The following is a 15,559-nucleotide window of genomic DNA, read 5'->3' on the forward strand; positions in this document are numbered from 1 at the left end:
CTTGACTGGCTACATTGAAGGACAGAGGACGAGGGGCAGGGGACAGGCGGTCCGCGACTGGATTCGCCCGTGCCTAGGCGGTCCCGCTTCGCGGGCGGTGTCGCGTCCCGGCTTCGCATGGGTCGGCGCCGCTAGACTGGCGCGCGCCGGCGCAGACGGATCACCAGGTTGTCCGGGCGCATGGTGAAGACCAGCTTTTCCTCGACCGGCCCCTGGCCCGCGCGCTCGAGTTCGAAGTTGCGGCACAGCATCGAGACCACCGCCTTGATCTCCAGCAGCGCGAGGAAGCGCCCCGGACAGAAGCGTGGACCGGCGCCGAAGGGGAAGAAGGCCTTGGCCGCGGCGGCGTCGAGTGCGGAGCCGTCGGGCCGGATCCAGCGATCGAGGTCGAACGCGGCGGCGCCGGTCTCGGCCTGGGCGCGGATCGTGGCGTGGCGCGTGAGCAGGAACACCGGGGTGCGCGCCGGCACCTCGACGTCGCCGAGCACGGTGTCGTGCAGCGCTTCCAGCCGCAGCACCGGAGCGGCTGGCTTGAGCCGCATCGCCTCCAGCGCCGCGGCCTCGGTGCGCACCAGGCGCGGATGCGCCGCGAAGTCCTGCAGCAGCGCGTCGTCGCCGAGCACGGCATCGGCCTCGGTGCGCAGGGTGTCGCGCAGGTCCCCGCGTTCGCACATGAAGTGGATCAGCCAGGCCAGCGCGCGGGCGGTGGTTTCCTCGCCCGCCAGCATCAGCGTCATCACGTTGCCCGTCACGTCCGCGTCGCTGAAGCCTGCATCGCCGGATTGCGCCACCAGCGCCTCGATGTAGTTGCCCGGCCGCGTCGCGAGCGCGGGGTCGGCCGCCAGTCGCGCGCGCGCATCGGTGATCAGGCGGCCGAGGGTGTCATGGATCCCGACCAGGGCCCGCTCCAGGGCACGGTCGGCCGGCAGCGTCACGTAGTTCCAGTACGGCAGCAGCGCGGTCACGCGCCGCGACAGCGCCTTCGGGATCTCGCCGATCTGCTGCTCCAGCGCGCCCTCGTGGCCCTCGATGGTGTTGAGGTCCTGGCCGAAGGCGAACGTGGAGGTGACATCGATCGTGAAGCGGGTGAGGTCGTCGAGCAGGTCGATCTCCTGGCCCGTGTCGGCGGCCTGTTCCCAGCGCCGCTGCAGGCGCCCGACGATGCGCATCATGGTGGGGAAGAAGTGCTTGAGGTGGCCGTGGGTGAGCGCCTGCACCACCACCTTGCGCTGGCGCCGCCATTCGTCGCCCTCGGCGGTGAACACGCCGGCGGCCTTGAGCCCGCGCGCGATGCCTTCCACCGTGCTCATGCGCCGGAAGGTGTCGGGCCGGCGCTTGAACGCCTCTTCCACCAGCTGCGGATCGGCCACCATCAGGATCCGGTAGTGGCCCAGCCGGATCCGGTACATCGGGCCGTACCGGTCGGCCCAGTCCTCCATCACCAGGTGCTGGTCGGTCTCGCGCAGCTGGAACAGGTTGCCCAGCAGCGGCAGCCCGCGCGGACCGGGCAGCGAGCGGAACGGGCGCACCGCGCGCGCGTCGCGTTCCGCCTGCCCGGCGCGGAAGGCCGCCAGCTCGTGGGCGTCGATCGCGACCTCGCCGTCGACCAGCTGCGCATCGAACCGGTGCAGGCAGGTGCGCGGATCGCCCGCGCGCCGGCCGCTGAGGCAGTCGAATCGCCAGCCGTGGGCTGCGCAGACCAGCTGCCCGTCGACCACCTCACCATCGGCCAGCAGGTTGCCCTGGTGCGGGCAGCGCCCGTCGAACACCGACACCGTGCCGGCGTGGCGCACGACCACCAGCGGCACGCCGTCGGCGTCGACCGCCAGCGGCGTGTCGTCGGCCAGGGCCGACGCGCGAACAAGCGCAACCGGTGACGCGGTCGTCATCCGTCTCTCCAGCCGGTGGTCCCGGGGGGACGGGACGCAGCTGCGTCCCGCGCGACCGATGTGGGTGCCGTGCGACGGGCCGCAGGCCCGACGGCGACCGCGGACAGGATGCCCGCGGCGCGGCTAGTGTGCCCCGGCGGCCGCGCCGCGGTCGAGCGCGCGGTCCAGCTCGGCCAGGCGCTGCGGCGTGCCGACGTCGGTCCAGGCGCCGCCGTGGCGCTCGCCGGTGACCGCGTCGCGCTTCATCGCCGCGCGCAGCAGCGGCGCCAGCGGAAAGCGCGGCGGGACTTCGCGTGCGCCGGGGGCGTCGCTGAACACCGTGCGCCAGTCGCGCAGCAGTCCGGGGCGATACACGCCGATCCCGGAGAAGGTCAGCCGCGGCGTATCGCCGTCGCCGTCGTGCACGGCGCCGTCTGCGTCGAGCACGAAATCCCCGCGCGGGTGGTGGGCGGGATTGTCCACCAGCACCAGGTGCGCGTCGCCAGCCGGTTCGCGCGGCAGGCGCGCGAAGTCGTAGTCGGTCCAGATGTCGCCGTTGACCGCGATGAAGGGCGCATCGCCCAGCAGCTCGCGCGCATGCCACAGGCCGCCGCCGGTCTCCAGCGGGGTGGCGCCCTCGTGCGAGTAGCTGATGCGCAGGCCGAACGCGCGGCCCACGCCGAGCGTGGCCGGGAACTGTTCGGCCAGCCACGCGGTGTTGATGACCACTTCGTCCACGCCGAGCGCGGCGAGCTTGTCGAGGTGCCAGGCGATCAGCGGCCGGCCGCCGACGCGCAGCAGCGGTTTGGGCGTGGCGTCGGTGAGCGGGCGCATGCGCTCGCCGAGCCCGGCGGCGAAGATCAGTGCCTTCATGCGTCGACCGTCTCCATGGCGCGCATCGCCGGACGCACGCGCGTCGCGATCAGCGCGGCGAGCGGCTGCAGTTCCGGGTGCCGGGGCAGCACGGCTTCGAGATAGGCGACGAAGCGCGGCGCGTCGGCCACGTACTTCGGCTTGCCGTCGCGGTGCTTCAGGCGCGAGAAGATGCCCAGCACCTTCAGATGACGGTGCACGCCGATCAGGTCGAGGTCGCGGCGGAACGTCTCCAGCGGGGGCACCGGCAGCCCGGCCGCCAGCGCCAGCGCGTGGTAGCGCGCCTGCCATGCGGCGACGCGCTCTTCCGGCCAGCTGACGAACGCGTCCTTGAACAGGCAGGCCGGGTCGTACCCGATCGGGCCGCGCACCGCATCCTGGAAGTCGAGGATCGCCACCTCGTCGCCGCAGGGCATCAGGTTGCGCGGCATGTAGTCGCGGTGCACCAGCACCTGCGGCTGCGCCAGCGCAGCCTCGACCAGCACTATGTACACCTGCATCAGCGCATCGCGTTCGGCCGCGTCCAGCGCCAGCCCCAGGTGCGTGCCGAGGAACCATTCGTCGAACAGGCGCAGCTCGCGCAGCAGCAGCGCGCGGTCGTAGGCGGGCAGGCCCTCGGGCACCGGGATCGACTGCAGCCGCACCAGGCGTTCGAGCGCGGTGTCGAACAGCGCGTCGGCATTGCCGGCGTCGATCACGTGCAGGTAGGTGTGAACGCCCAGGTCCTCGAGCAGCAGGAACCCCTGCGCCAGGTCCTGCGCGACCACCTGCGGTACGCGCAGGCCGCCGTCCTCGAGCAGCTGGCGCACCGACAGCCACGGCCGCACGTCCATCAGCTCCGGCGGCGCATCCATCAGCACCAGGCTGGGCGTGCGCCCGGTGGTGCGCCAGTAGCTGCGGAAGTCTGCGTCGAACGACGCGCGCTCCAGGCCGGTGGCCGGCTCGGACAGCGCGCTGCGTATCCACTGCAGGCGCTGCTGGTCGCGGAACTGCGGATCGGTGGGCTGAACCATGAACGCTCCCGCCGGCGGATGCCGGGCGGGCAAAGGGTAAACTGCCGCGCAATTCCGGGCGAGACATGAAATGACCCAGCTGCAACCTGTCCTGTTGTCCGGCGGCTCCGGTACCCGGCTGTGGCCGCTCTCGCGCGAGGCGTACCCGAAGCAGTTCCTGCCGCTGGCCGGCGAGGAGACGATGCTGCAGGACACCTGGCGCCGGGCCGCGCCGCTGGCGTCGGCCGCGCCGATCGTGGTCGCCAACGAGGAGCACCGCTTCCTCGCCGCCGAACAGCTGCGCCTCGTGGGCGTGGAGCATGCGCGCATCGTCCTCGAACCGGTCGGCCGCAACACCGCGCCGGCGATCGCGGCCGCGGCGCTGCAGGCCCAGGCCGACGGCGGCGATCCGCTGCTGCTGGTGCTGCCGTCCGACCACGTGGTGCGCGACCCCGACGGCTTCCGCGCCGCGGTACAGGCCGCGACGCCCGCGGCCGAGGCCGGCGCGCTGGTGACCTTCGGCATCGTGCCGACGGCGGCGGAAACCGGCTTCGGCTACATCCAGGCCGATGCGGGAGAGGGCGTGCGCAACGTGCTGCGCTTCGTCGAGAAGCCCGATGCCGCCACCGCGCAGGGCTACCTCGACGCCGGCGGCTACTACTGGAACAGCGGCATGTTCCTGTTCCGCGCCTCGCGCTACCTGGCCGAGCTGGAGCGCTTCCGCCCCGACATCCTCGCCGCGGTGCGCCAGGCGTTCGACGGTGCCCAGCGCGACGGCGACTTCATCCGCCTCGAGCGCGACGCCTTCGCCGCCAGCCCGTCGGACTCGATCGACTACGCGGTGATGGAGAAGACCGCCGACGCGAAGGTGCTGCCGGTCGACATCGGCTGGAACGACGTCGGCTCGTGGTCGGCGCTTTGGGACGTGAGCGAGCAGGACGGCGAGGGCAACGCCCGCCACGGCGACGTCATCGCGGTCGACTCGCGCAACAGCTACGCCTACTCGCGCCGGCTGGTGGCGCTGGTGGGCGTGGACGACCTGGTGGTGGTGGAAACCGACGACGCGGTGCTGGTGGCGCGCAAGGACCGGGTGCAGCAGGTCAAGGACGTGGTGGCCCAGCTCAAGGCCGGCCAGCGCAGCCATGCCGTGCTGCACCGCGAGGTGCACCGGCCCTGGGGCAGCTACGACTCGATCGACCAGGAGGACGGCTGCTTCCAGGTCAAGCGGATCAAGGTCAAGCCCGGCGCGCGGCTGTCGCTGCAGTCGCACAAGCACCGCGCCGAACACTGGATCGTGGTGCGCGGCACCGCGCGCGTCACCCGCGACAACGACGTGTTCGAACTGCACGCCAACCAGTCGACCTACATTCCGCTGGGCGCACGCCACCGGCTGGAGAACCCCGGCAGCGAAATGCTCGAACTGATCGAGGTGCAGTCGGGCAGCTACCTCGGCGAGGACGACATCGTCCGCTACGAGGACGTGTACGGGCGTTCCTGACCGCAAGCACGCCGACCGTGGTGTCGTCCCCGGCGCTGCGCGGACACGGTGCCCCCCGGACATCGCGTGTGCGTTCAGCGTACGCGTATCGCCCGCTGCGCATCGGATGGAATCTGCTTATGCGCGTCGGTCATGTAGGCGACTGTGCGTCGCCGCGCCCCTGTCGCATCAATGGGTTTCATCGCGTTGCACCCCGATGTGCGGAGTGCGTGGCGATCGCACCACCGGGGCTTAACCGAACGCTTGCAAACGCACCCGCGGCCGCTGCTAGAACACTCGCATTCCAGGCGAGGGGCGGGGCATGCGCATCACCATCATCGGGGCGGGTTTCAGCGGCACCACGCTGGCGAGCCTGCTCGCCTCACCGCGCGACGATGCGCCGCAGGTGTGCCTGGTCGGCACGCCCGCCACGTTCGGCAGTGGCGTGGCCTACGGCGAGGCGCGGCAGGAGCACCTGCTCAACGTACGCGCGCGGCACCTGGGCATCGATCCCGGGCACACCGGCGACTTCGCCGACTGGCTCAGCCTGGGCGAACGCGGGCGCGACGGCTTCATGCCGCGCATCGCGTACGGCGAGTACCTGCGCGAGCGGCTCAAGGAGGCGGTGGAACAGTCGAGCAATCTGACCTGCATCGACCAGGAAGTGATTGCCGTCGAACGCGTGCTGGACGGGTTCGATATCCATCTCGCCGACGGCAGCCAGTTCCGCAGCGAACGGGTGGTCCTGGCCCCGGGCGCGCTTCCGCCGCAGCGGCTGGCGGGCGTCGGGCCCCGCCTGGCGCGCAGCGAGCGCTACATCGGCTGGCCCTGGTACGAAGACGCGCTCGACCGCATTCCGGCCGATGCACGCGTGCTGCTGGTCGGCACCGGCCTGACGATGGCCGACGTGGTGGTGAGCCTGCGGCGGCGGCAGCATCGCGGGCAGATCGTCGCGATCTCGCGGCGTGGACTGCTGCCGCGTTCGCACCTGCCGCAGCCCTCGGACGCGCTGTCGCTGCCGCCCCGCGTGCTCTACGCCCTGCGCGCCGGCGACCTGCATGCGCTGGTGTCGGCGCTGCGGTCGCTCGCGCCCGCCGTCGCGGACTGGCGCGCGCTGGTCGATGCCCTGCGCCCGCACACCCAGGCCTTCTGGCAGGCGCTGTCGCCGGTGCAGCGGGCGCGCTTCGCCCGCCACCTGCGCACCCACTGGGAGACGTTCCGGCACCGGCTGGCGCCGCAGGTGGCGACGGAACTGGACGGCCTGCTGCAGAGCGGGCAGCTGGAGGTGCGCGCGGCCCGCCTGCTGCGCGCCGGCGTGGTCGAGGGCGGCATCGAAGTCGTGATGCGCGGCCGCGGCCGGGCGCATGCGCAGGTCGCGCGTTTCGACGTGATGGTCCGCGCGACCGGGCTGGATACGGACATCGAGCGCACCACGCATCCGCTGGTGACGCATCTGCGCGAGGCCGGACAGATCCGCGCCGATCCGTTGGGGTTCGGCGTCGAGGTGGACCCGCAGCTCCAGGTGATCGATCGCGCCGGGCGCACCGTGCCGGGGCTGTACTGCCTGGGCCCGCTGCTGCGCGGCCGGCTGTGGGAAATCACCGCGATTCCCGAACTGCGCGACGCGGCACAGGCGTTGGCGCCGAGACTGCTGGCCCGCGATCCCGAGGCGTCCGGCGGAGCGGCCAGCCCGGTGCGCTGGCCGCTCGCGGCTCAGGTGGAGAACACGCGATAGCGCAGCGGACGCAGGCCGACGGCCGCACCGCTACTGGGTACGATGATCCCCGGCGTCGCGACCAGGTCGGCCTCGAACGCGCCCGGCTGGCCGGCAACTGCCAGTTCCACCACGATGCGCTCGGCGCGCGTGTGCACCGCGGACACGGTGGCGTCCAGGCCCTCGCCGGGCGCGCCGATGGCCGCATCGTGCGGCCGCAGGTACAGGCGCGCCGGCCCGTCGGCCACGCCGGTGGCATCGAAATCGCCCGGCTGCCCCGGCGGGGAGAACCGGCCCCCCGCGACGGTGCCTTCGAGCACGCTGGCGCGGCCGATGAAGTCGAACACGTAGGCCGACGCCGGCGCGTCGTAGATCTCGCGCGGCGTGCCCACCTGCTCGATGCGCCCGTCGCGCAGCACCACCACGCGGTCGGCGAGTTCCAGCGCCTCGTCCTGGTCGTGGGTGACGAACACCGTGGTCTGGCCGGTCTGGTCGTGCAGGCGGCGCAGCCAGCGGCGCAGTTCGACCCGCACCTTGGCATCGAGCGCGCCGAAGGGCTCGTCGAGCAGCAGCACGGTCGGGTCGATCGCCAGCGCGCGCGCCAGCGCGACGCGCTGCTTCTGGCCGCCCGAGAGCTGCTCGGGGTAGCGGTCGCCATGCTCGGGCAGCTGGATCAGCGCCAGCAGTTCGTCGACGCGGCGGCGGATCGTGGCGCGATCCGGGCGCCGCGACCGCGGGCGGCTGCGCAGCCCGAAGGCGATGTTCTCGGCCACGGTCATGTGCCGGAACAGGGCGTACTGCTGGAACACGAAGCCGACGTTGCGCTCGCGCAGGCTGAGCCGGGTGGCGTCGGTGTCGCCGAACAGCACCCGCCCCGCGTCGGCCGGCAGCAGGCCCGCGATCACGCGCAGCAGCGTGGTCTTGCCCGAACCCGACGGGCCCAGCAGCGCGACGAGCTCGCCCGAGCCGATGTGCAGGTCGACGTGGTCCAGCGCGGCGGTCGAGCCGTAGCGCTTGCCGACGCCTTCGATCCGCAGGTCCACGCCATGTCCGTCCGCACGCATCGGCCGATCATCGCCGATTTCCTGCGGACCGGAGGCCGCGGCATCGGTATGGCCCACGGTGTCGACGCCGGGCGCGGGCGGGCGGCGGGCGGGCGTGGGGCTGTCCTGGATCAGCAGCATGGCGGGTGGCTCCAAGGCGAGGGCATGGATCGGAACGGGATGGGCGCCGGGCGGCGGCGGCCGTACCGTGCGCGCGGCGGAACGGCGGGGTGTCGGAACGGGCATGGCAGCAGCGGCATGGGGCGGGGCCTCAGTGCCTGCGGTGCGACTGGGCGAGGCCGTCGGCATGCGCGGCCTCCAGCCAGAACTTCAACACCAGCGTCACCAGCGCCAGTCCCGCGAGCAGCGACGACACCGCGAACGCGGCGGTGCTGTCGAACTCGTTGTAGAGGATCTCGATGTGCAGCGGCAGGGTGTTGGTCAGGCCGCGGATGTGGCCCGAGACCACCGACACCGCGCCGAACTCGCCCATCGCGCGGGCGCCGCACAGCAGCACGCCATACAGCAGGCCCCACTTGATGTTGGGCAGGGTGACGCGGAAGAACATCGTCCAGGCGTTAGCGCCCAGCGAGCGCGCCACCACCTCCTCCTCGCTGCCCTGCTGCTGCATCAGCGGCACCAGTTCGCGCACCACGAACGGGAAGGTGATGAACAGCGTCGCCAGCACGATGCCCGGGCGCGCGAACAGGATCTTGATCTCGTGTTCGCGCAGGAATTCCGCGAACCAGCCCTGCGAGCCGAACAGCAGCACCAGGCACAGACCCGCGACCACCGGCGAGACCGCGAACGGCAGGTCCACCAGCGCCAGCAGCGCGCGTTTGCCGCGGAACTCGAAGCGCACCAGCGCCCAGGCCGCGAACAGGCCGAAGATCGCGTTCACGGGGATCACGATCGCGGCGGTGAGCAGGGTCAGGTTGAGCGCCGAAAGCGCGTCGGGCGTGGTCAGCGCCGCCCACCAGGTGGAAAAGCCCTCGCCGAAGGCCGAGACCAGCACGATCAGCAGCGGCAGGACCACCAGCAGACCCATCACCGCCACCGCGCCGCCGATCAGCGTGCGGCGCAGCCAGGCGGGCGTTTGCAGCGCCGCGTCGGGGGTGTGGTCAACCATCGCGGCGGCTCCTGCGCTCGTGGCGGAACAGCAGCGGGATCAGGTTGATCGCCAGCAGGCACAGGAACGAGGCCGCCAGCATCACCGCCGCCAGGCCGACCGCGCCGTTGTAGTCGTATTCCTCCAGCCGGATGGTGATCAGCAGCGGCGCGATCTCGGTCTGGTAGGGCTTGTTGCCGGCGATGAAGATCACCGAGCCGTACTCGCCCAGCCCGCGCGCGAACGCCAGCGAGAAGCCGGTGAGCAGCGCAGGCAGCACCTCCGGCAGCACCACCCGGCGCAGCGCGGTGAAGCGCGAGGCGCCGAGCGAGGCCGCCGCCTGTTCCTGGTCGGCGCCGAGCGATTCGAGGATCGGCTGCACCGTGCGCACGGTGAAGGGCAGGCCGATGAACACCAGCGCGATCACGATGCCGGCCAGCTGGTACGCGACCTGGATGCCGAGCGGCTCGAGGAACCGGCCGATCCAGCCGTTGGGCGCGTAGATCGCGGTCAGCGCGATCCCGGCCACGGCCGTCGGCAGCGCGAAGGGCAGGTCGACCAGCGCGTCGAGCAGGCGCCGGCCGGGAAAGCGGTACCGCACCAGCACCCAAGCCACCAGCGCGCCGGCCAGCAGCGCGATCACCGCGGCGACGAACGCGGTGCCGAAGCTGACCTTCAGCGCCGCCAGTACGCGCTCGTCGCGCAGCACCTGCAGCCAGCCGTCGAGGCCGAGCCCGGCGGCGCGCACGGTCAGCGCCGTCAGCGGCAGCAGCACGACGACGCCCAGCCAGGCCATGCCCAGGCCGAGGCTGAGCCCGAAGCCCGGCAGGGGCCGACGCCAGCGCGGTCGCGGCAGGGGAAGGGCGAGTGTGCTCATCGGGTGGCAGGCAGGCTCTGGAGAGGATCGGGTTGGAGGATCGGTGTGCGGTCACGTCGCCGGTCGGGCGGGGCGGGACGCGCGATCGGCAGCGGGGAAGTCCCGCTGCCGATCGTGGCGCCACCCACGCGCCGGTCGCGGACTCAGCGCGGCTTGTAGATCTGGTCGAAGAACCCGCCGTCGGCGAAGTGAAGCTGCTGCGCCCGGGCCCAGCCGCCGAACGCGTCGTCGATCGTCACCAGCGGAATCGGCTTGAAGTGGGCGATGGCCGCCGCTGGCACCGTGTCCGGGCGCGAGGGGCGATAGTGGTGCTTCGCGGCCAGGCGCTGGCCCTCGGGCGAGTAGAGGTACTGCAGGTAGGCTTCGGCGACCTTTTGCGTGCCCTTCCTCGCCACGTTGCCGTCCACCACCGCGACCGGCGGCTCGGCCTTGATGCTCAGGCTCGGGAACACGATCTCGAACCTGTCGCGGACCGACGGGTCGGCCAGGGTCAGCAGCGCCTCGTTCTCCCAGGCCAGCAGCACGTCGCCGATCCCGCGCTCGACGAAGGTGGTGGTCGAGCCGCGCGCGCCGGTGTCGAGCACCGGCACGTTGCGGAACACCTTGCCCAGGTAGTCGACCACCTGCGGGCCCTTGCGGTACTCGCGCGAGGCCCATGCCCACGCGGCAAGGTAGTTCCAGCGCGCTCCGCCCGAGGTCTTCGGATTGGGCGTGATCACGCCGATGCCGGGCCTGGCCAGGTCGCCCCAGTCGCGGATCTGCTTCGGGTTGCCCTTGCGCACCAGGAACACGATGGTGGAGGTGTAGGGCGAGCTGTTGTTGGGCAGGCGCGCCTGCCAGCCCTTCGCGATCAGGTCGGTGTTCTCGGTGATCGCGTCGATGTCGCCGGACAGCGCGAGCGTCACCACGTCGGCCTCCAGCCCGTCGATCACCGAGCGTGCCTGCTTGCCGGAACCGCCGTGCGACATGCGCACGGTGAGCGTCTGGCCGGTGTCGGCCTTCCACTTGTTCGCGAACGCGGTGTTGAACTCCGCATACAGTTCGCGGGTGGGATCGTAGGACACGTTGAGCAGTTCGACCGACTGCGCCGACGCGGTGCCGGCGAGCGTCGCCAGCGAGAGGATCAGGGCCCCGAGGGCGTGTCTGGCAATGGGATGCATGATGGTCTGCCTGTTCGAAGTGGGGATATGTCAGAAGGCGACTTGCGCACGCGTGAAGAACGTCTTTTCGTCCTGGCGGTCGCCGCCGACGGCACCGCCGTCGAAGTCCGCCCGGGCGTAGTTGGCGACGAGCTTCAGGTTGCCGGTCAGGTACCAGTTCAGGCCGAGCGTCCACGCCGTCGCTTCCGAGGCCGCGGCGGCGGGATCGGCAAACAGCGGGAACGCGTCGTCGTCGTCGATCTGCAGCCGGCCATAGCGTGCCACCAGTTCGAACGCTCCCCAGCCGCCGTCGCCTGGCGCGAACGGCTGGTCGGGCTTCACGCCGCGATAGCTGGCCGCCTCGCCAGTCAGCACCCAGCTGCCCGTGAGTTGCCACGCGCTGTGGTCGAGCGACGCGCGGGTCGCGGTGGCGGTATCGAATACCGTCTGTTCAGAGCGGATGTACTCACCGAGCAGGCCGACCGTCCCCGCATACCAGTACGCCTGGGGCGACCAGCGGCGGTGCTCGCCATCGGCGATGACGCTGGCCCCGTAGCTGAAGAACGTCGCCTGACCCGGCGTGCGGTAGCGCGGCAGGACGTTGTTGCCGCTGCCCGCCTTGTCGCCGGTGCTGGCGGCGATGCCGAAGCCCAGGCCCGACAGCGCGCCATCGCCGCCTTTCCAGGGTTCGAAGAACAGGCGCCCGGCGAACTCGAAGTCATCGTCGGGATTGCTGGTGGGACTGTCGCGGCCATCCGCGGCGCCGTTGTACACACCGGCGACATAGGTGACCTTCGCTCCGGCCAGCGCGCCCTGCAGCTGCACGCCGATGTCGCGGTTGGGCGCCAGCTCGGTCGGGAAGCCGCGTTCGACCAGCGCGATCGCACCGCCGCTCTGCAGCCGCTCGAGCCCGATCGGCCCCTTCACCTTGCCGACGCGCACCGTGGCCGCCGGGCTGAACTTGAGGTCCACGTAGGCATCGACGATCGACGCGCTGTCGCCGGCGAATTCCGGGGTGAGGCGGAAGCCCACCAGATCGCCCCAGCTGCCCTCCAGCGTCGGGCGGATCCGGCGCCACAGGAACGTGTCGTTCTGTGCCGCAGGATCGTTGTCGATGAACACGCGGTGGTCGGCCTGCGCCAGCACGCCCAGCTTGAGCTGGACCTGGCCGTCGGCGCTCCGGATCGAGGCCCCCTTGTCCGCGGACAGCGTGACCTCGGGGCCTGGCTTGGCGGCTGGGGCCGGCGGCGCGGGCGCGACCGCCACGCTGGCCTGGCGATCGCGCTCGTCGAGGCCGAGCTCGACGGCGCGCAGGCGCCGGTCCAGTTCGGCGAGGTCGTTGCGCACGGAGGCATTGTCGGGCGTGATGCCCAGCCGGCGCTCGACGATGCGCAGGCGCTCGGCGATCTCCTCGGGCGTCGGCGCGGCTGTCTGCGCGACGACCGGCGTGGACAGCAGCGCGAGCGTCAGCGCAAGTGCGCTGCGTCGGATCGAAGCGGGAGAAGTTTGGGGTCGGAGATGGCGTGACGATCGCATGGCGTTTCCTCGTGTGTCGCTCGGGAAGCGCCTCCGGTCGTCCGGTCGGCACCGTGGAAGGGATGGTTGGATGGCACCTGCGGCACCGGCGTTCAGTCGCCGAGCCGCACTTTCTGGCTGCGCGTGATCTGCACGATCCGCGACGAATGCACGACCACCTCGACCTGCCCGTAGGCCAGGTCGCGGACCGCGTCGAGCACCGCGCGTTCGGCGTCGCTGAGGGGCACGGCGGCGTCGGCGCCGGGAAGCGCCGACGGGGGAGCAGGATCGGGAACGGGAAGCGGGCTCATGGGGGCGATCCCGTAGGGGAGAAGGCTCAGGCCGCGTCGCGCGCGCCCTCCAGGCCCGCCAGCCACTCGTCGTCCGAGCCTTCCAGCAGGTGGGCGAACAGCGGCGTGGAGAAGTAGCGCTCGCCGGTGTCGGGCAGCATCGCCAGCAGCACCGAGCCCTCGGGCGCCTGCGCGGCGACCTTCAGCGCGGCGGCCACGGTGCCGCCGGCGGAGATGCCGGTGAACACGCCTTCCTCCGTGGCCAGCCGGCGCGCGGTGTCGATCGACTCGTCGTCGCTCACCAGCACCAGTTCGTCGTGCACGTTGCGGTTGAGCACCTCGGGCAGGAAGTCCGGGGTCCAGCCCTGGACCTTGTGCGGCGCCCATTCCTTGCCGCCCAGCAGCGAAGCGCCGGCCGGTTCGGTGGCGATGATCTTCGTTTCAGGGCGCGCGACCTTCAGCACCTCGCCCACGCCGGTGAGCGTGCCGCCGGTGCCCCAGCCGCTGACGAAATAGTCCAGCCGCCGGCCGGCGAAGTCGCGCAGCACTTCGGCCGCGGTGGTCTGGCGGTGGTAGGCGGGGTTCGCCGGATTGGCGAACTGCGAGGCCAGGAACCAGCCGTGGCGTTCGGCCAGCTCCCTGGCCTTCTTCACCATGCCGCTGCCGCGCTCGGCGGCCGGGGTGAGGATCACCTTGGCGCCATAGGCGCGCATCAGCTTGCGCCGCTCGATCGAGAACGTCTCCACCATCACCGCGACGAACTTGTAGCCGCGTGCGGCGGCGACCTGCGCCAGCGCCACGCCGGTATTGCCGCTGGTCGCCTCGACGATGGTGTCGCCGGGCTTGAGCGCGCCGCGCTTCTCGGCATCGAGCACGATCGCCAGCGCCAGGCGGTCCTTCACCGAGCCGCCGGGGTTGAACGCTTCGGCCTTCACGTACAGCGTCACGTGCTCCGGTGCGAGCCGGTGCAGCCTGACGACCGGGGTGTTGCCGATGGTGTCGAGGATGCTGTCGTAGATGGCCATGATCGATGCCTCTGGTCTGGAAGGGGAAGGTCAGGCGGCGTCGGCGAGCGGCGCGGGGTCCGCGCCGAGCGGCGCGTCGCCGAACCAGTGCAGCGCGTCGGCCAGGGCGGCGACCTCGCCGACGATCAGCAGCGCCGGCGACTGTACGGCGTGCCGCTGCGCCAGGTGTGACAAATCGGTTAGCCGGCCGGTGACGACCCGCTGTTCCGGGCGGGTGCCGTTCTCGACGATCGCGAACGGCGTGTCGGGCGCGCGGCCGTGGGCCAGCAGCTGCCCCTGGACCACGTCCAGCCGCGCCACACCCATGTAGAACGCGAGGGTCTGGCGTTCCTGGGCCAGCGCGGGCCAGTCCAGGGTGTCGAGCGAGTCCTTGCCGTGGGCGGTGACCAGGCGCACCGACTGGGCGTGGTCGCGATGGGTGAGCGGGATGCCGGCGTACGCGGCGCAGGCCGCGGCCGCGGTGATGCCGGGCACCACCTCGTAGTCGATGCCGGCCGCGCGCAGCGCCTCGAGTTCCTCGCCGCCGCGTCCGAACACGAACGGGTCGCCGCCCTTCAGGCGCACCACGCGCCGGCCGGCCGCGGCGTGCTCGACCAGCAGGGCGTTGATCTCGGCCTGCGGCGTGGCCTGGCCGCCGCCGCGCTTGCCGACCTCGATGCGCTCGGCATCGCGGCGGGCGAGCTGCAGCACGGCGGGGCCGACCAGACGGTCGTGCAGGATCACGTCGGCCTCGTTGAGCAGCCGCAGCGCGCGCAGGGTGAGCAGGCCGGCATCGCCCGGGCCGGCGCCGACCAGGGCGACGTGGCCGCGCAGGGGCGTGGCCTGCGTGGGCGGCTGCACAGTGGCCTCGCCCACCACGCCGTCGCCGCCGCCGTCCGCGGCGCGCGCCGTCGGCCGATGGGCGGACGGGGGCGTGTCCCGGGCGCCGGCTCCTGCCGAGAGCACGCCCTCCAGCAGCCGCCCGGCCTCGATGTGCCGCCGGCGCCGCAGCAGGCCCTGCAGCGGGCCGGCCAGCAGGCCTTCGAACACGCGCCGACGCGCCATCGGGTCCGGCCAGCGCAGGCGGAAGCGCTCGCGGTTGCGCGCCAGCAGTTCGGCGAGCGCGCCGAAGGAATCGTCGAACCGGGTTTCCAGTTCCTCGCGTACCAGGCGCGCCAGCATCGGCGCGCCGCCGCCGCTGGAGATCGCGATCTGCAGCGGGCCGCGCTCGACCCGCGCCGGCAGCTGCACGCGGGCCAGCTCCACGTCGTCGACCACGTTCACCCACACCCGCTGCGCGTCGCCGGCCTCGGCGACGGCGCGATTGACGGCGGGATCGTCGGTGGCCGCGATCGCCAGCCAGGCCGCGTCGAGCCAGTCGGGCGCGAATTCCCCGGGGCGGTGTTCGATGCGGCCGTCCGCAGCCAGTGCCTGCAGCGGCGGCGACAGCACCGGCGCGCCGACCACGATCCGTGCCCCGGTGCCCAGCAGCGCTTGGACCTTGCGCGCCGCCACCGCGCCGCCGCCCACCACCAGCACGGCGCGGCCGCGTAGGTCGGCGAAAAGCGGGAACAGCCGGGCGCTGGCGGAGGGGTCGGGCATCGGGACGCAGGTCGGGGTGTCGGAACGCGACGCTAGCGATTGCCGGGGAGCGGGTGG

Annotated in this window: 13 protein-coding genes; 2 read left to right on the forward strand and 11 right to left on the reverse strand. The window is 72.1% G+C overall.

Going from position 1 to position 15,559, the window contains the following annotated elements:
- Positions 1–131 precede the first annotated feature (131 nt).
- The 3 genes from QFW80_RS11695 to QFW80_RS11705 all read right to left on the reverse strand — a co-directional run bounded on the left by QFW80_RS11695 (position 132) and on the right by QFW80_RS11705 (position 3,754).
- Positions 132–1,889 carry a cytochrome P450 gene (locus QFW80_RS11695; RefSeq protein ID WP_280602137.1) on the reverse strand — a complete coding sequence of 586 codons (1,758 nt, stop codon included), beginning with the start codon at positions 1,887–1,889 and terminating at the stop codon, positions 132–134.
- A gap of 123 nt (positions 1,890–2,012) precedes the next feature.
- Positions 2,013–2,741: an N-acetylmuramate alpha-1-phosphate uridylyltransferase MurU gene (gene murU, locus QFW80_RS11700; RefSeq protein WP_280602138.1), complete on the reverse strand. Its 729-nt coding sequence runs from the start codon at positions 2,739–2,741 to the stop codon at positions 2,013–2,015.
- Positions 2,738–3,754: an aminoglycoside phosphotransferase family protein gene (locus QFW80_RS11705; protein WP_280602139.1), complete on the reverse strand. Its 1,017-nt coding sequence runs from the start codon at positions 3,752–3,754 to the stop codon at positions 2,738–2,740. Before QFW80_RS11705 ends, murU begins: the two co-directional genes overlap by 4 nt.
- Before the next feature lie 70 nt (positions 3,755–3,824).
- On the opposite strand from QFW80_RS11705, the gene QFW80_RS11710 reads away from it, so the two are divergent.
- On the forward strand, positions 3,825–5,231 hold the full coding sequence (locus tag QFW80_RS11710; RefSeq protein ID WP_280602140.1) for a mannose-1-phosphate guanylyltransferase/mannose-6-phosphate isomerase: 1,407 nt from the start codon (positions 3,825–3,827) through the stop codon (positions 5,229–5,231).
- Between the two features lie 301 nt (positions 5,232–5,532).
- Positions 5,533–6,945, forward strand: coding sequence for an FAD/NAD(P)-binding protein (locus tag QFW80_RS11715; protein WP_280602141.1), 1,413 nt, complete (start codon positions 5,533–5,535; stop codon positions 6,943–6,945).
- Here the strand turns inward: QFW80_RS11715 and QFW80_RS11720 are convergent.
- The 8 genes from QFW80_RS11720 to cobA all read right to left on the reverse strand — a co-directional run bounded on the left by QFW80_RS11720 (position 6,924) and on the right by cobA (position 15,502).
- A complete protein-coding gene (locus QFW80_RS11720; protein ID WP_280602228.1) occupies positions 6,924–7,967 on the reverse strand; it encodes a sulfate/molybdate ABC transporter ATP-binding protein in 1,044 nt (347 codons plus the stop codon). The genes QFW80_RS11715 and QFW80_RS11720 overlap by 22 nt on opposite strands.
- Before the next feature lie 271 nt (positions 7,968–8,238).
- On the reverse strand, positions 8,239–9,096 hold the full coding sequence (gene cysW / locus QFW80_RS11725; RefSeq protein ID WP_280602142.1) for a sulfate ABC transporter permease subunit CysW: 858 nt from the start codon (positions 9,094–9,096) through the stop codon (positions 8,239–8,241).
- Positions 9,089–9,952 (reverse strand): sulfate ABC transporter permease subunit CysT, encoded by an 864-nt coding sequence (cysT, locus tag QFW80_RS11730; RefSeq protein WP_280602143.1) that lies wholly within the window; start codon positions 9,950–9,952, stop codon positions 9,089–9,091. The genes cysW and cysT overlap by 8 nt, the downstream gene beginning before the upstream one ends.
- A gap of 143 nt (positions 9,953–10,095) precedes the next feature.
- The gene (locus QFW80_RS11735; RefSeq protein WP_280602144.1) at positions 10,096–11,112 is read right to left on the reverse strand and encodes a sulfate ABC transporter substrate-binding protein; all 1,017 of its coding nucleotides are present in this window, start codon (positions 11,110–11,112) and stop codon (positions 10,096–10,098) included.
- A 30-nt stretch (positions 11,113–11,142) separates the two neighbouring features.
- Positions 11,143–12,627, reverse strand: a complete 1,485-nt coding sequence (locus tag QFW80_RS11740; protein ID WP_280602145.1) for an OprO/OprP family phosphate-selective porin — start codon at positions 12,625–12,627, stop codon at positions 11,143–11,145.
- 92 nt (positions 12,628–12,719) lie between these two features.
- A complete protein-coding gene (locus QFW80_RS11745; RefSeq protein WP_280602146.1) occupies positions 12,720–12,917 on the reverse strand; it encodes a YezD family protein in 198 nt (65 codons plus the stop codon).
- 26 nt (positions 12,918–12,943) lie between these two features.
- Positions 12,944–13,921 carry a cysteine synthase A gene (gene cysK, locus QFW80_RS11750; protein WP_280602147.1) on the reverse strand — a complete coding sequence of 326 codons (978 nt, stop codon included), beginning with the start codon at positions 13,919–13,921 and terminating at the stop codon, positions 12,944–12,946.
- Between the two features lie 30 nt (positions 13,922–13,951).
- Entirely contained in the window at positions 13,952–15,502 is a 1,551-nt protein-coding gene (gene cobA / locus QFW80_RS11755) for a uroporphyrinogen-III C-methyltransferase (protein WP_280602148.1), read from the reverse strand.
- Between the last annotated feature and the right edge of the window lie 57 nt (positions 15,503–15,559).

This window comes from Luteimonas rhizosphaericola, assembly GCF_029888045.1.
GTDB classification, from domain to species: domain Bacteria; phylum Pseudomonadota; class Gammaproteobacteria; order Xanthomonadales; family Xanthomonadaceae; genus Luteimonas; species Luteimonas rhizosphaericola.

Excerpts from the sequence above, each read along its gene's own strand:
- QFW80_RS11705 (WP_280602139.1), bottom strand. The coding sequence starts at position 3,754 with ATGGTTCAGCCCACCGATCCGCAGTTCCGCGACCAGCAGCGCCTGCAG.
- QFW80_RS11735 (WP_280602144.1), bottom strand. The coding sequence starts at position 11,112 with ATGCATCCCATTGCCAGACACGCCCTCGGGGCCCTGATCCTCTCGCTG.
- murU (WP_280602138.1), bottom strand. The coding sequence starts at position 2,741 with ATGAAGGCACTGATCTTCGCCGCCGGGCTCGGCGAGCGCATGCGCCCG.
- QFW80_RS11740 (WP_280602145.1), bottom strand. The coding sequence starts at position 12,627 with ATGCGATCGTCACGCCATCTCCGACCCCAAACTTCTCCCGCTTCGATC.
- cysK (WP_280602147.1), bottom strand. The coding sequence starts at position 13,921 with ATGGCCATCTACGACAGCATCCTCGACACCATCGGCAACACCCCGGTC.
- QFW80_RS11710 (WP_280602140.1), top strand. The coding sequence starts at position 3,825 with ATGACCCAGCTGCAACCTGTCCTGTTGTCCGGCGGCTCCGGTACCCGG.
- cysW (WP_280602142.1), bottom strand. The coding sequence starts at position 9,096 with ATGGTTGACCACACCCCCGACGCGGCGCTGCAAACGCCCGCCTGGCTG.
- cobA (WP_280602148.1), bottom strand. The coding sequence starts at position 15,502 with ATGCCCGACCCCTCCGCCAGCGCCCGGCTGTTCCCGCTTTTCGCCGAC.
- QFW80_RS11745 (WP_280602146.1), bottom strand. The coding sequence starts at position 12,917 with ATGAGCCCGCTTCCCGTTCCCGATCCTGCTCCCCCGTCGGCGCTTCCC.
- QFW80_RS11695 (WP_280602137.1), bottom strand. The coding sequence starts at position 1,889 with ATGACGACCGCGTCACCGGTTGCGCTTGTTCGCGCGTCGGCCCTGGCC.
- QFW80_RS11715 (WP_280602141.1), top strand. The coding sequence starts at position 5,533 with ATGCGCATCACCATCATCGGGGCGGGTTTCAGCGGCACCACGCTGGCG.
- cysT (WP_280602143.1), bottom strand. The coding sequence starts at position 9,952 with ATGAGCACACTCGCCCTTCCCCTGCCGCGACCGCGCTGGCGTCGGCCC.